Origin of the sequence: Microbacterium sp. NPDC087868 (genome assembly GCF_044900755.1) — a bacterium.
GTDB lineage: Bacteria > Actinomycetota > Actinomycetes > Actinomycetales > Microbacteriaceae > Microbacterium > Microbacterium galbinum.
In genome coordinates this window covers 1-13,582 of the sequence record NZ_JBJDNO010000011.1, presented here as the reverse complement: position 1 = coordinate 13,582, position 13,582 = coordinate 1, and the positions used below count along the sequence as shown (strand labels likewise).

Genomic DNA, 13,582 nt, shown 5'->3' with positions numbered 1-13,582 from the left:
GCGGATAACGCTGATGCGAACACCGATGCGAACACTGCGGATAACGCTGATGCGAACACCGATGCGAACACTGCGGATAACGCTGATGCGAACACTGCGGATAACGCTGATGCGAACACCGATGCGAACACTGCGGATAACGCTGATGCGAACACTGCGGATAACGCTGATGCGAACACCGATGCGAACACTGCGGATAACGCTGATGCGAACACCGATGCGAACACTGCGGATAACGCTGATGCGAACACCGATGCGAACACCGATGCGAACACTGCGGATAACGCTGATGCGAACGCCGGTGCCAACACGGATGCAAACACCTCGGATAACTCGGACTCTAAGTCGGATGACTCTAAGGGATCCAAGAAGGATGACTCCAAGAAGGATCGCCTTGCGGATACCGGTTCTAACGGAGCCCTCTGGATCAGTGCAGGTGCACTAGCACTTGGACTGCTCGGAGCTGGTGTGGCTGTCTTCGCGCGAAAGCGTTCAGCATAGTCGAACTGCAGTAATTTGAAATAGGAGGGGCATCTAAACGATGCCCCTCCCATTTCGCTTTCAAGTAGTCTTTGCAACAATTCACGGGTGTCGAAGAATTTGGAGACAATAGCCTGATGAGGCAACAGAAAACTAAGCCCAAGCTGTTTACAGTGTTGGTGCTTTTAATTGCGGGTGTAGCCGCGTTAGGGCATATCGGAGCCACATTGGCGTTCACGGGTCCTTCAACACCCATCAAGTCATCATTACAGCCCGAATTGAACAAGTATTTTCTAGGGCCGTTAGATCAAGGCTGGAGCCTTTTTGCTCCTGGGCCCTATTCGCAAGATGAATATTTCACAATGCGTGTATGTCTTTCTAGCGCGGAAATTTGTGCCAAGGGTAGCCAACACGGTGCGAAATTCTCAGAGTGGCGCGACGTTACAGACGAAGAAATGGAAAGTCGTGCCGGCAACATGTTTGCCAATCGTGAGACAAAACAATCCAAATCTATTCACGGACGGCTATGGAGTGCGGCTTCGGATTTGACTGCGGATTCTCGAGCGGAAATCTCTAGACCCTTTATTCAGGGAACGCCCGTTTTTGGTGTGGAACTCAACTCAGCGGAGGCCCGCGAGAAGTATTCTGCAACAGAATTGAGCAATCTTCGAGCCTATAAACGTATGGAAGATACGGCCGTCGGATTCGCGTCACTCTACGCAATAGAACAGTGGGGCGGAGCATCAATGGTGGAAATTAAGCTCCGACGTGAACCAATTGTTCCGTTTGCTCAGCGGAGCGATGAGAACGCAACAACAAAACCTCGCGAAACCTACATCGGATGGCGAGATACCAAGGAATTTAGTCAAGCGGCGGTGTCGGTATGGAGCTGAAACGTGAAACAAGCAGTGCTCCTTCGATCAGCCAATGGATTTCTAAGAATCGCGATTTCGTCCCCAAAGCACTGAACTGGGTCTACGGGTGGTTTACCGAAAACCGGCATGCACCATACGGTCTTGCAGTCATGCGCATGTCGTCGGGACTCTTCATTCTGGGTTGGTTAATTGCCAACATACCAGTCGCAGCTAAGATCTGGGGACCTGGTTCCGAGTACCTTGAACCCTACCGTTCTGTACTTGGGTACCAGTGGCCTTTGGATATTCTGCGTGACGCGGGACTCGGGTTCTTCGTCTTTTGGTACGTGATGGCCATCGTGTTGGCAATCGCATTTGTAGTTGGTTGGCAAACTAGATTCGTCACGCCGCTCTTCTTCATTTTTTATACGGCGATTAACGCACAGAATACGCCGGTTTCGGATGGCGGAAATTATTTCATCCGTATCATGCTGATCTATCTGATTTTTGCTGACTTGTCCAAGCACTGGTCTGTCGATTCTTGGCTACGTAAACGCGCGAGGAAAACGAAGAAAGAATTCGAAGCCGTTACGGTGCTGCACAACCTTGCGTTATGCCTGGTCGTAGCCCAACTTTGTATTGTCTATCTTGAAGCTGGTCTGTACAAGGTTCAAGGCACACTTTGGCAAAACGGTACAGCTATGTACTACCCGGTTAGTTCCGAGGCGTATGGTGTCTTCCCTTGGCTTAGTGATTTGATCACTACGAATTCGTGGATCGTTGCCTTGATCACCTATGTGACAGTGCTTGCTCAAATTGCATTCCCATTCATGCTGTTCCATAAGATCAGCCGGAGAATTGCGCTGATTACTATTCTTGGGATGCATATCGGCATCGCAGTTGTTATGGGCCTGCCTTTCTTCTCAGGAATTATGGCTTCCGCAGACGCTGTGCTGGTGTCTAGCGCGACCTGGTTGACGATTCAGCGCTGGTTCTCAGCGTTGTGGAGGGGTCGGTTCCGTGCGAAGAAGCCGTCGCTGACGGTCTCCGAACAGAACGAAGTTGGCGTGGGATCAGGCGAGAAAGTCTCTTCCAACGCCTAGGAGAAGAAGCACTAGAAAATAAACTTAGGGGCGAACCGTTTTGGTTCGCCCCTAAATTTATGTATCTCTTAGTTCAGGCAGCCGTTGCGGGCCTACCCAGATTATTCGCCTACGTAGAACAGGCGCTTGTTCACGAATTCGTCCATGCCCAGCGGGCCAAGCTCGCGGCCGAAGCCCGAACGCTTCACGCCGCCAAATGGCATTTCTGCACCCTCTGCGCTGGCTGCATTCACGTTGGTCATGCCGGACTGCAGCTTCTGAGCCACCCTGGAGGCACGCTCGACGTCGGTGGAGTGCACCGAACCGCCCAAGCCGTAAATGGTGTCGTTGGCCAGCTCAGTGGCTTCCTCGTCGCTGGATACCTTGTAGACCACTGCTACCGGGCCGAAGAGCTCCTCGTAGTAGGCACGCATCTCCTTGGTGATGCCGGTGAGCACCGCAGGGGAGTAGTAGGCCGAAGGGCCGTCGTGCAGCACGCCGCCGGCGTGCAGGGTAGCGCCCTTGGCCACGGCGTCCTGGACCTGCTCGTGCAGGGACTCTGCCGCCTTGCGGGAGGACAACGGAGCGAAGGTGCCCTCGGCTTCCGCCATCGGGTCGCCAGGCCGCAGGCCTTCGGCACGCTTGGTCAGTTCGGAAACGAACTCGTCATAGATGTCTTCCATGACGATCATGCGCTTGTTCGAGTTGCAGGCCTGGCCGGTGTTGTCGATGCGGTAGCCCCAAGCGGTATCCACGATGCCCGGTACGTCATCGGAGTCCAGGACAACAAATGGATCCGACCCGCCCAGCTCCAGTACGGCCTTTTTCAGGTTGCGGCCGGCCTGCTCGCCGATAATGGCGCCAGCGCGCTCCGAGCCGGTCAAGGAAACACCCTGGATCCTGGAATCGGCGATGATGGTGGAGATCTGGTCGTGGGTGGCGAAGAGGTTGTTGTAGACGCCGGCCGGCACGCCAGCCTCATCCATGATTTCCTGGATGGCCAGTGCTGAACGCGGGCAGGACTCGGCATGCTTCAAGATGATGGTGTTGCCCAGCATCAGGTTAGGTGCCGCGAAGCGCGCTACCTGGTACAGCGGGAAGTTCCACGGCATGATGCCCAGCAGCGGGCCAACCGGGCGCTTCTGAACGACGGCCTTGCCGCCGGAGAAGGACTTGATCTCCTGGTCCGCTGCCAAGGCTGGTCCCTCGGTGGCGAAGTACTCGAAGATCTCCTGGCAGAATTCAGCTTCGCCCACGGCCTCGGACAATGGCTTGCCCATTTCGGTGGTCATGATCCTGCCGAGTTCTGCTGCGCGCTCGGCGAAGAGCGTGCCTACCTTGGAAACAATCTTGGCGCGTTCGTTGATGTCAACGTCCTGCCATGATTCGTAGGCGCTCTGCGCGGCAGCCAGCGCCTGTTCGACTTGCTCATCGGTGGCCGCGGCGAATTCCTCGACGACTTCACCGGTTGCCGGGTTCAAGACCTTGTAGGTTGGGGCGCTCATCAATGCTCCTGTCGTATGCACAAAAGTGGTCAGCGTAAGCCGTGTGGATCTAACGCTAGCGGACTCCACGCAATAAATGAATGTAATTCACTTCATATTGCGTCCACTCCGAGCTTATCCGCAGAAACAACATTCAGCCACCAAGGAACAGCAGGTATTTGGCTTGAGCAGAAGTTGCAGACGGAAGCGAATGAAAAAGCCGCGGTTTCCAAGACTTGTCTTGGAAACCGCGGCTCAAGAACACAGGTATTACCTGTGTGATCAGTGGATTACTAGCCGATAGCGGAAGAACGCCACCAGTCGATTCCGGCATCGCCCTGGGCGATCTTGGCAATCTGGGCCAATTCCGCCTCGGAGAACTCAAGGTTGTCCAGCGCGCCCAAGTTCTCGTCGAGCTGCTTGGTGGACGAGGCGCCGATCAATACCGAGGTTGCCGCGCCATCGCGCAGCAACCAGGCCAGGGCCATCTGCGCCAGCGACTGCCCGCGCGTCTGCGCAACCTCGTTCAGGTTGCGGACCTTGGCCAGGTTCTGATCGGTCAGCTGGGCTTCGAGCGAACGGCGTCCGCCCTGGCGAACCACATCAGTGGTTTCCAGGTACTTATCGGTGAGCAGGCCCTGGGCCAGCGGGGTGAAGGCAATGGTGCCCATGCGTTCCTTTTCCAGGGTTTGCAGCAGGCCGTGCTCTACCCAGGGGTTCAGGATGTTGTACGACGGCTGATGGATTACCAGCGGGGTTCCCAGGTCCTTGGCGATTGCGGCAGCCTCGGCGGTGCGTTCTGCCGAGTACGAGGAGATGCCCACGTAGGTGGCCTTGCCCTGGCGAACCAGGGTATCCAAAGCGCCGATGGTTTCTTCCAGGGGAGTCTTCGGATCGAAACGGTGCGAATAGAAGATGTCCACGTAGTCCAGATTCATCTTCTTCAGCGAGGCTTCGCAGGAGGCCAGCAGGTACTTGCGCGAGCCGAAGGTGCCGTGCGGGCCTGGCCACATGTCGTAGCCGGCCTTGGATGAGATGACCAGTTCGTTGCGGTAGGGCTTGAAGTCCTTTTCCATCATGCGGCCGAAGTTCTCTTCGGCTGAACCTGCCGGAGGACCATAGTTGTTGGCCAGATCGAAGTGGTTGATGCCGTTATCGAAAGCGTGGCGCAGGATCTCGCGCTGGGAATCGAATGGACGGTTATCGCCGAAATTCCACCACAGTCCCAGGGATAGCGGGGGCAAGCGCAGGCCGGAATCGCCAACGCGGCGGTAGCCGAAGTGCTCATAGCGGTCTGCGGCAGCAGTGTAGGGACGGTGCAGTTCCGGGATGGACGGGAGGCGTTCGTATTCCACGAGGCACCTTTCTGCCAGGTCAAGCGCTGGCGAGCGGAAATCGATTTGACGTCATTTTCCACAATAGGCCAGAGCCTGAACTAAATAAATAGCGCAAAGGTGAATCCGCTGTGTGCGTAAAGGTTTCGTGGATTTGGATTAAATGATGAACCGACCCGCCAGGCCAAGGAGGTAACGCCAGTGCGGATCGGTTCATCTAGATCACTCGCACCTTGAGAAGGTAATAACCACACTAGGAGCTGAAACTTGAAAGTAGCTGAATGCGAGGTGTGCGGTCTCTTGGGAAAAGGCTTTTGCTAATAATTCGAGGGCGGATCCGAAGCCGGGAATGACTCGTCTTCCCACTCTTCGACGAGAGCTTCATCGTGCTCGTCATGGCGCTTCTTTTCTTCTGCGGCCAGTCGCAGCTTTTCCTCTTCAGCGCCACCGGGCTGCCCAGCAGCTGATTGTTCAGGCATGATCTTCCTCCCAACTTCCGTGGGCCACCCCCTGCGGATGGCTGGACCCTGTGTCTTCAGTGTTCACCTATTAGCCGCGGATGTCGAGGGCGGCGGCCAACACTGATTTCGCCTTCACCGTCAATACAGGATTTAATCGAAGGCATGCCGATGATCAATAATCCCGCAGATGGTTCCGAAATCTTCTTTGACGATGACGGGGCTGCCGGGGAGCCGATTCTCTTCCTCCATGGCTCCGCCCTGTCCCGGTCCATCTGGAGAGGGCTCGGCTACACCAAGGCGTTGGGCCAGGGGCACCGCACCATCCGCATGGACCTGCGCGGGCATGGCAAGTCGGCCAAATCCCACGACGTGGCCGACTACACCATGGACAAGGTGGCCGGCGATATCCGCGCGGTGATGGATCACCTGGGCATCGGACGTATTCACATTGTCGGCTACTCTTTTGGCGCACGCACCGGGCTGCACATGGCCATGCACCACCCAGAGCAGGTGATCTCGCTGATCATGCTCGGCGGCACCTACGAAATTACCCCCGGCGAAATCGGGAAGCTCTTCTTCCCCGGCTACCTCGAGGTCCTGCGCAATGGCGACATCGAAGGATTCGTCACCGGGCAGGAAAAGAATGGACGCCTGGATCCAGCAACCCGCATGGCCTTCAAGTCCAACGACCCGCTGGCCCTGGCTGCCTACTACGAGGCGGCCGAGACCCTGCAGAACATCAACCTGTCCGAGCTGGGCAAGATCAGAATCCCGACCTTGCTGCTGATCGGCACCCGGGACCAGCCGCGCTTCGACCAGAACAAGATCATGGTCCGCACCTTGCCCAACGCGCGCATGGTGGCCTTGCCGGGGCGAACCCACGGCAGCACCCTGTTCCCGATTGAGCCTGTGGTCAAGGCCATCGAGTCCTTCTGGGCTGGACGCCAAGCATGAGTTCGGCCCGCTTCGACCTGAACAGGATTGCCTCAGGGCTGGTTTTCGGTCCCAGCAGACAAGAACTCCATGAATCCTTGGTGGCTATTCCTGCCCAGCCGCTGGTGATCCAGGCGCCACCGGGATCCGGCAAGACGACGATAGTTCCACCCACGGTAGCCAACGCCCTGGACCAGGCAGGACTGGCTGGCAAGATCATCGTGACCCAGCCACGCCGTGTCGCTGCCCGGGCTGCTGCCCGTCGCCTCGCCCAGCTTGATGGATCGGTTCTGGGCCAGCGTGTTGGCTTCGCCGTGCGCGGGGAACGGCAAGCTTCGGCGCAGACCCGCGTGGAATTCGTGACCGCAGGCCTGATGCTGCGCAGGTTGCTGGCCGATCCGGATCTTGCCGGTGTGAGCGCGGTGATCATTGATGAGGTCCACGAGCGGTCGATCGATACGGATTTGTTGCTGGCGATGGCCAACCAGGTCAGCGAATTGAGTGATGACCTGTCGCTGATCCTGATGAGTGCCACCTTGCACGCCGGGGAACTCTCGGCGCTGCTGGCCCGTGGCCAGGCCGCTCCAGTGCTCAGCGCCCACACCGCGCAGTTTGCCGTGCAAGAAGCTTTCGACAGCTTCGCCGGAATCCGGAACACCGAATGCGGGCTGAACGATGACTACCTGCGCCACGTTGCCGCCGTCGCGGTACGCCACAGCGCGGCAGCCAACGCAGCAAGCGCAACCCCGGTGGACACCTTGGTGTTCGTCCCCGGGGTACGGGAAGTCGACCGCGTCTGCTCGCAGATTTCTGCCTCCGGAGTGCAAGCCCTGGCCTTGCACTCGCAGATCTCTTCCAAGGAACAAGACCGGATCCTCAGCGAGCCGGAGGCTGGCAGCGCCCCGCGGATCATCGTCTCCACCTCCATTGCCGAATCGTCGGTGACCGTGCCGCGCGTGCATCTGGTGGTGGACGCCGGCTACGCCCGCGAGCCGCGCCGAGACAGCTCGCGTGGTTTCTCGGGGTTGATGACCGTGGTGGCCAGCCGTTCCGCGGCCACCCAGCGGGCGGGCCGGGCAGGACGACTCGGGCCGGGCAAGGTGGTGCGGACCTTGGACCCCAAGTCCTTTGCCGCCGCCCCGGCGCACTCCACACCGGAAATCCGCACCGGCGACCTGGTCGCCGCCGGCTTGTCGCTCGCGGCATGGGGGACCCCGCGTGGCGAGGGGCTGGCCATGTGGGAAGCGCCGCCGGCTAGCGCCATGGCCAGCGATGAGCAGATCCTGCGCAGCCTGGACGCGGTTGACGGGACCGGGCAGATCACCACCCTGGGCGAGCAGATGATGAAGGTTCCAGCAGACCCGCGTGCCGCCCGCGCGTTGCTCGAAGGCAGCCGGATTTTCGGCACCCGGGCTGCCTCGGATGCTGTCGCATTGCTGGCCAGCTCGGAACGCATTGCCAGTGCGGACCTGAATGAATTGCTTGCCGCGGTGCGCCGGAGTTCGCATCCGGCGCATCGTGCCTGGAAGCATGAAGCGCAGCGCCTGGAAAAGCTCCTGGGCAGTGCGGAAAACCGCACCGGGCGGCAGCCTGCACCGGCAGCTGCGGCCCTGGCAGGCGTGTGCGCTTTGGCCTACCCGCAATGGATTGCGCGCAAGGTCGGCCCGGAGGAATACCTGTTGGCTTCGGGGACCCGGGCAACCTTGCCGCGCGGCAGCCAGCTGATGCATGAGGAATTCCTTGCGGTCGCCGAGGTCTCCCGTGCCGGATCCAAAGCGGTGATCCGACGGGCCGTTGGCATCGAACTTGGCACTGCCGTCGACCTGTTGCCGCAGATGCACCAGAAGCGCGAAATGGCGGAGCTGGTTGACGGCAGGATCACCGCTCGCCAGATCGAGAGCTTCGGCGAGATCGAGCTGGCGGCCCATCCGGTCAAGGCCACCGCAGAGCTGGGCATGCAGGCTGTTGCCAGCGCCATAGCTACGCAGGGGATAGCCTTCTTCGGCACCCATGAAAAGTTTGATGCCTTGCGCCGGCGAATGGCCGTGGCCCATCGCCTGCTGGGCGAACCCTTTGCCGCGGTGGATGACCAGGCCCTGATTGCCTCGGCGGGCAACTGGCTGCAGCCGGTCTTGCGGCAGGTAGCCGCCGGCAAGAACGCGGCCAAGGTTGACCTGTATTCGGCATTGCGGACCTTGCTGCCGTGGGAGCATGCCCATGATTTTGATTCGCTGGTGCCCGAACGGCTCCAGGTGCCTTCGGGATCAAGGATTTCCGTGGCCTATCCCGAGGTCGGTGAAACCGGTCCAGCGGTCGTCGCCGTGAAATTGCAAGAATGCTTCGGGCTCGATGAGTCGCCGCGGCTGGTCAAGGGCAAGCTTGCCGTCCAGTTCCACTTGCTTTCACCCGGTGGCAGGCCGCTGGCGGTGACCGATGACCTGGTTAGCTTCTTCAATGGGCCCTACGCCCAGGTGCGTTCTGAAATGCGCGGGCGCTACCCGAAGCATCCTTGGCCGGAGAATCCATGGGACCACGTGGCAACGGCAAAGACCAAGAACCGATTGGGCCGGCAGTAGGCAAAAGCACGCCGGGGCCGAGGCCCGGAAGAACGAGCCAGGTCCCGGCGTGCTTTCCGGCGCCCAGGTTCTAGGCGAACGCTGAGAAGCCGGTGATGTCGCGGCCCATGATCAAGGCCTGCACGGTTTCGGTGCCTTCATAGGTGTGGATTGCTTCCACATCGGCGAAATGGCGGGCCACGCGGTTGCTGGTCAGGATGCCGTTGCCGCCGAGCAGGTCGCGGGCGTTCGCTGCGATGGCGCGTGCGGTGCGGGTAGCGGTGTACTTGGCCAGCGACGCCTGCGGGCCGGTCAGCTCACCGGAAGTTTCGCGCTTGGTCGCCTGCATGACCAGAACCTGGATAGTAGCCAGTTCGGACTGCATGCGGGCCAGGCGCTCCTGGACGATCTGGCTGGCGGCCAGCGGACGCCCGAACTGCACGCGCTGCTTGGCGTAGCTCACGGCCGACTCGTAGCAAGCGGTCGCGTGGCCCACGGCAGACCAGGCGACACCCAGCCGGGTGGCGAACAGGACGCGCGAGGTGTCCTTGAAGCTCTTGGCTTCGGGCATCACATCGTGGTCCGGAACGAAGACGTTCTCCATGCGGATATGCGCCTGCCAGATAGCGCGCAGGGAGAGCTTGTTTTCGATGGTGGTGGCCTTGTAGCCTTCGGCATCCTGGTGCACGATGAATCCGCGGACCTTGCCTTCGTCGTCGCGGGCCCAAACGATGCTCACGCCGCCGACCGAGCCGTTGCCGATCCATTTCTTTTCACCGCTCAGGCGGTATCCGCCCTCGACCTTGGCGGCACGGGTTTCCAGCGAAACCGAGTCGGAACCATGAGTTGGTTCAGTCAGCGCGAAGGCGCCTGGAAGTTCGCCGCGCAGCATGGGGATGGCGTACTTCTTGATCTGCTGGGCATTGCCGCAGTACAGCACGGAGCGCAGAGCCAGACCGCCCTGGACGCCAACAATGGTGGAGACCGAACCGTCGCCACGGGCCATTTCCATGTTGACCAAGCCTGCAGCCAGCGGGCTCATTTCCTCGTAGCCTTCCAGGTTCAGGCCATCGCGCAGCAGATCCGCATCGCCAAGCTTCTTGAGCAGATGCAGCGGGTAGTCGGCCTTGTCCCAGTACTCGTGGATGTCGTCCTTGACCTCGTCGAGGATGAATGCGCGGGCCTTGGCTCGCCACGCGTTGTCCGCTTCGCCTACTTCGGCGAAGATTCCGGTCGGATCGATATTGACGTCTCCGGACCACAGGTCGTATTCGGGTTCGACAACGCCGGCGGGAAATTCAAAACCGGTCTCCAGCTGGGACATTTCAGATGCTCCTAATAGCTACGGTGAAAAAAGCTTCACTCCTAGACTAGTGGAACGCAGTGCCATGTCAAGAAACTTGGTTTCAAGAGTTGGGTGGAATCGATTAGTTTCCGTGCTCTTTGAGCGCGCGGGAGACGGCCTGGAGAATCGCCTGCTCATCGGCGCCGGCATCCAGCACGGAAACCACCACGCTGGGGGCCGCAGGCTTGGGGGCGGCCGCTGCCTGTCCGGGGTCGAGCAGATCTGCGAAGCGGTTCAGGAACTGGCGCACATCGTTGGCCAGCTTGGTGCGGTCCGTGCATTGCGCGTCTTTCAGCCAGCAGCGCAAATGATCGTTGTGGATCGCAACCAGGCCAGCGCTAACGCCCAGGCACAGCGACTTCTCCGTGGCGCTCTTTGCCAAATCGCGACGGTTCAGGAACCCGTAAAACGCCCGTTCGTAGCGGTGAGTGGAGACCAGCTCGCGCTCTCGCAGCGACGGCACCGAGGAGAGCAGCTTGTGGCGCAGCTGGGCACCTTCGGGGTTGACCGTGTACTGGTCGAAAACCACATGCGCGGCATCGATGAGCGTAGTGATTGCATCAACCGACGAGGCGGCCAGCGTGGTCTCGACGTGTGTAATGATCATTTCCTGGTCGGCGAAGACCATATTCTCTTTCGACCCGAAACGGCGGAAGAAAGTGGAACGGGAAATGCCAGCGGCAGCTGCCAGCTCGTCGACGCTGGTGGCATCGAAGCCCTGGGTAATGAGTAGATCAAGGGCTGCTGGGGGTACTGCGGAAGAAGCGATCATGATTCACGAATTTAGCACGATTCATGCTGGGAAATTCTTGGGTTCAGCTATGCGCGCCGCGCAAATGATTGTGAACTACTGCGCCCATGACTACGCTGAACATCAGGGCGTTCCATGCCGGAACGCCATTCTTGGACGAAATGAAAGAGAAGTGAGGGCCCATGGGAATCTCGATTGCAAACGCCGCGCTACGTTTGGTCAGTGGTGCGTTCATTCTCAACAGCGGCATCAACAAGTTGCGCATCGATGAAGCCAGCGCCGCAGGCCTGCAGCAGATGGCAGCCAACGGCGTGCCTCAGCTGGCCGAGCTGGAACCGGCAGTTTTCGGCAAGGCCGTATCCATCGGCGAGATCTCGCTGGGTAGCGCCTTGCTGCTGCCGCTGATCCCATCGCGGCTGGCCGGCTTGGGCCTGGGCGCATTCTCCGGTGTGCTGCTGGCTTCCTACCTGCGCACTCCGGGCATGACAGAATCCGACGGCATCCGCCCAACCGCGGATGGCACCGCCCTGGCCAAGGACGTATGGCTGGCAGGTATCGCTGTGGCATTGATTCTTGGCCGCAAGGGCGCCAAGAAGATCAAGAAAGCAAAATAAGCGGACGGAATCGCTTGAGCAAAACGTTCGGCAAGCCGTAAGTTGATCTTGGAGACTGCGGTTTTCAGCGGCCACATTTGAACTACAAGCTAAGAGGAGAACCAATGGGTTTCTTAGATGATGCAAAGAAGAAGCTGGGCGAGGCAGTCGAAAACGCGAAGGATTTCGCAGGCGACGCTACCGAGAACGTGAAGAACTTCGCAGCGGACGCCCAAGAAAAAATCGGCGAGAAGGTCGATGAATTCAAGAACGGCGATAGCAACGAAGAACCTGAAGACAAGGTCTAGCGACCACGAAGCCAGCGCCTGATCCAGCGACTTTCGAGTCCCGGACCAGGCGCTGGCTCCGTTAAGAGCTGCCTCTGGCTAGTGGCGCTGCGCCTTCTTGCCATCGCTGAGGAACGCTACAACGAGCACAGCAGCCACGCCGATGAAGCCTGGCAGCATCAGTGCCTGTCCCAGGCCAACAGACGTGGCTTCCATGATCACCGCAGGATCCTTGGAATCTGCCTGCGCGATCTGTGCCGAAATGCGGGCATCCATCATCACCGCGATCAGCGCAGAACCAAGCACTGAACCGATTTGCCGGGTGGTGTTGTAAATCCCTGAACCGGCACCCGCATCACGCGCGGTCAAGTCCTTGGTGGCTGCCAGCGACAGCGATGGCCAGATCATGGCTGAACCGATGCCTTGAACCGCTGAAGGAATCAGCAGCATCCACAGCGGGATATCGGCGTGCATCATGAAGGCGTAGACCACCGTGGCACCGCCAAACAGGAAGAACCCGGGCACGGCCAAGATCCGCGGGCTGAGCTGATTGACCTTCTTTCCCAGCTGCGGCGCGAGGAAGATCGCCACGAAAGCCATCGGAGAAATCATCAACGCGGATTCGGTGGGAGTCAGGCCTCGGACATTCTGCAAGAAGAACACCATCGGCAAGGCGATGGTCGCGATGGTCAGGCCCATGAAGGTGATCGCGACATTGGCCAAGGAGAAATTGCGGACCTTGAACAATCGCAGCGGAACCAGCGGTTCAGACGTGGTCTTGGACTGCCACCAGATGAAGGCTCCCATCAGCACCGCGCCGATGATAATCAGATGCCACGAATTCAGCGGGCCAATGAATGGTTCCCAATTGGTGGCATCGCCTTCCTGGATGCCGAAGACCAAGCAGAACATGGCCAACGCCGAAAGGATGACGCCGAACCAGTCGAAGGAATGCGCTTGGGATTCAAGGGCTGGCACGAATTTGAAGACCATGGTCAAGCTGACTACCGCGATGGGCAAGTTGATGAAGAAGATCCATTCCCAGCCGATGGAGTCCACCAGCAGACCGCCGGCAATCGGACCGATCAGCGAAGCGATGCCCGCCACTGCACCCCATAGGCCCATGGCTGCACCGCGGTGCTGATAAGGGAAGAGGCGGGTAATGAGCGTCATCGCCTGAGGGGAAATCATCGAAGCGCCAAGGCCCTGGACGGCGCGCGCCGCCACCAGCGAGCCGAGGGAATCGGACAAGCCGCACCACAGCGAGGCCAGCGAGAAGACCACCATGCCGATGAGGTAGATATTGCGCGGACCGAAGCGGTCACCGAGGCGCCCGGTGACCAGCAGCGGCACCGCGAAGGTGAGCAGGTACGCGCTGTTGACCCACAAGATGCTGGAGATATCGGCGTCCAGCGACGTCATG

The 13,582-nt window shown here is 59.4% G+C and carries 13 protein-coding genes; 7 read left to right on the top strand and 6 right to left on the bottom strand.

The window, feature by feature from the left end; translation table 11 throughout:
- From ACI2JZ_RS18130 to ACI2JZ_RS18120, 3 genes are all read left to right on the top strand, one after another.
- The coding region (locus ACI2JZ_RS18130; RefSeq protein ID WP_404598814.1) for an LPXTG cell wall anchor domain-containing protein at window positions 1-501 on the top strand (501 nt) is incomplete at its 5' end.
- A 116-nt stretch (window positions 502-617) separates the two neighbouring features.
- A complete protein-coding gene (locus ACI2JZ_RS18125) occupies window positions 618-1,373 on the top strand; it encodes a DUF5819 family protein (protein WP_332498790.1) in 756 nt (251 codons plus the stop codon).
- On the top strand, window positions 1,364-2,437 hold the full coding sequence (locus ACI2JZ_RS18120) for an HTTM domain-containing protein (RefSeq protein WP_332498789.1): 1,074 nt from the start codon (window positions 1,364-1,366) through the stop codon (window positions 2,435-2,437). The genes ACI2JZ_RS18125 and ACI2JZ_RS18120 overlap by 10 nt, the downstream gene beginning before the upstream one ends.
- Window positions 2,438-2,538: 101 nt before the next feature.
- Here the strand turns inward: ACI2JZ_RS18120 and ACI2JZ_RS18115 are convergent, their stop codons facing one another.
- From ACI2JZ_RS18115 to ACI2JZ_RS18105, 3 genes are all read right to left on the bottom strand, one after another.
- Entirely contained in the window at window positions 2,539-3,921 is a 1,383-nt protein-coding gene (locus ACI2JZ_RS18115) for an NAD-dependent succinate-semialdehyde dehydrogenase (protein WP_332489117.1), read from the bottom strand.
- A 272-nt stretch (window positions 3,922-4,193) separates the two neighbouring features.
- Window positions 4,194-5,255, bottom strand: coding sequence for an L-glyceraldehyde 3-phosphate reductase (gene mgrA, locus ACI2JZ_RS18110; RefSeq protein WP_332489116.1), 1,062 nt, complete (start codon window positions 5,253-5,255; stop codon window positions 4,194-4,196).
- Window positions 5,256-5,551: 296 nt separating this feature from the next.
- On the bottom strand, window positions 5,552-5,713 hold the full coding sequence (locus ACI2JZ_RS18105; RefSeq protein WP_166650864.1) for a hypothetical protein: 162 nt from the start codon (window positions 5,711-5,713) through the stop codon (window positions 5,552-5,554).
- 144 nt (window positions 5,714-5,857) lie between these two features.
- On the opposite strand from ACI2JZ_RS18105, the gene ACI2JZ_RS18100 reads away from it, so the two are divergent.
- Both ACI2JZ_RS18100 and hrpB read left to right on the top strand, forming a co-directional pair.
- On the top strand, window positions 5,858-6,649 hold the full coding sequence (locus ACI2JZ_RS18100) for an alpha/beta hydrolase (RefSeq protein ID WP_332489115.1): 792 nt from the start codon (window positions 5,858-5,860) through the stop codon (window positions 6,647-6,649).
- A complete protein-coding gene (gene hrpB / locus ACI2JZ_RS18095) occupies window positions 6,646-9,204 on the top strand; it encodes an ATP-dependent helicase HrpB (RefSeq protein ID WP_404598811.1) in 2,559 nt (852 codons plus the stop codon). Before ACI2JZ_RS18100 ends, hrpB begins: the two co-directional genes overlap by 4 nt.
- A gap of 70 nt (window positions 9,205-9,274) precedes the next feature.
- On the opposite strand, the gene ACI2JZ_RS18090 is transcribed toward hrpB, so the two are convergent.
- Both ACI2JZ_RS18090 and ACI2JZ_RS18085 read right to left on the bottom strand, forming a co-directional pair.
- On the bottom strand, window positions 9,275-10,507 hold the full coding sequence (locus ACI2JZ_RS18090; protein WP_133834862.1) for an acyl-CoA dehydrogenase family protein: 1,233 nt from the start codon (window positions 10,505-10,507) through the stop codon (window positions 9,275-9,277).
- A gap of 103 nt (window positions 10,508-10,610) precedes the next feature.
- On the bottom strand, window positions 10,611-11,300 hold the full coding sequence (locus ACI2JZ_RS18085; protein ID WP_404598808.1) for a TetR/AcrR family transcriptional regulator: 690 nt from the start codon (window positions 11,298-11,300) through the stop codon (window positions 10,611-10,613).
- A 161-nt stretch (window positions 11,301-11,461) separates the two neighbouring features.
- On the opposite strand from ACI2JZ_RS18085, the gene ACI2JZ_RS18080 reads away from it, so the two are divergent.
- Window positions 11,462-11,893: a DoxX family membrane protein gene (locus tag ACI2JZ_RS18080; RefSeq protein WP_105659096.1), complete on the top strand. Its 432-nt coding sequence runs from the start codon at window positions 11,462-11,464 to the stop codon at window positions 11,891-11,893.
- Window positions 11,894-11,997: 104 nt separating this feature from the next.
- Window positions 11,998-12,180 carry a hypothetical protein gene (locus tag ACI2JZ_RS18075; protein ID WP_105662724.1) on the top strand — a complete coding sequence of 61 codons (183 nt, stop codon included), beginning with the start codon at window positions 11,998-12,000 and terminating at the stop codon, window positions 12,178-12,180.
- Between the two features lie 78 nt (window positions 12,181-12,258).
- Here ACI2JZ_RS18075 and ACI2JZ_RS18070 read toward each other — a convergent pair.
- The coding region (locus ACI2JZ_RS18070; protein ID WP_404598807.1) for a DHA2 family efflux MFS transporter permease subunit at window positions 12,259-13,582 on the bottom strand (1,324 nt) is incomplete at its 5' end.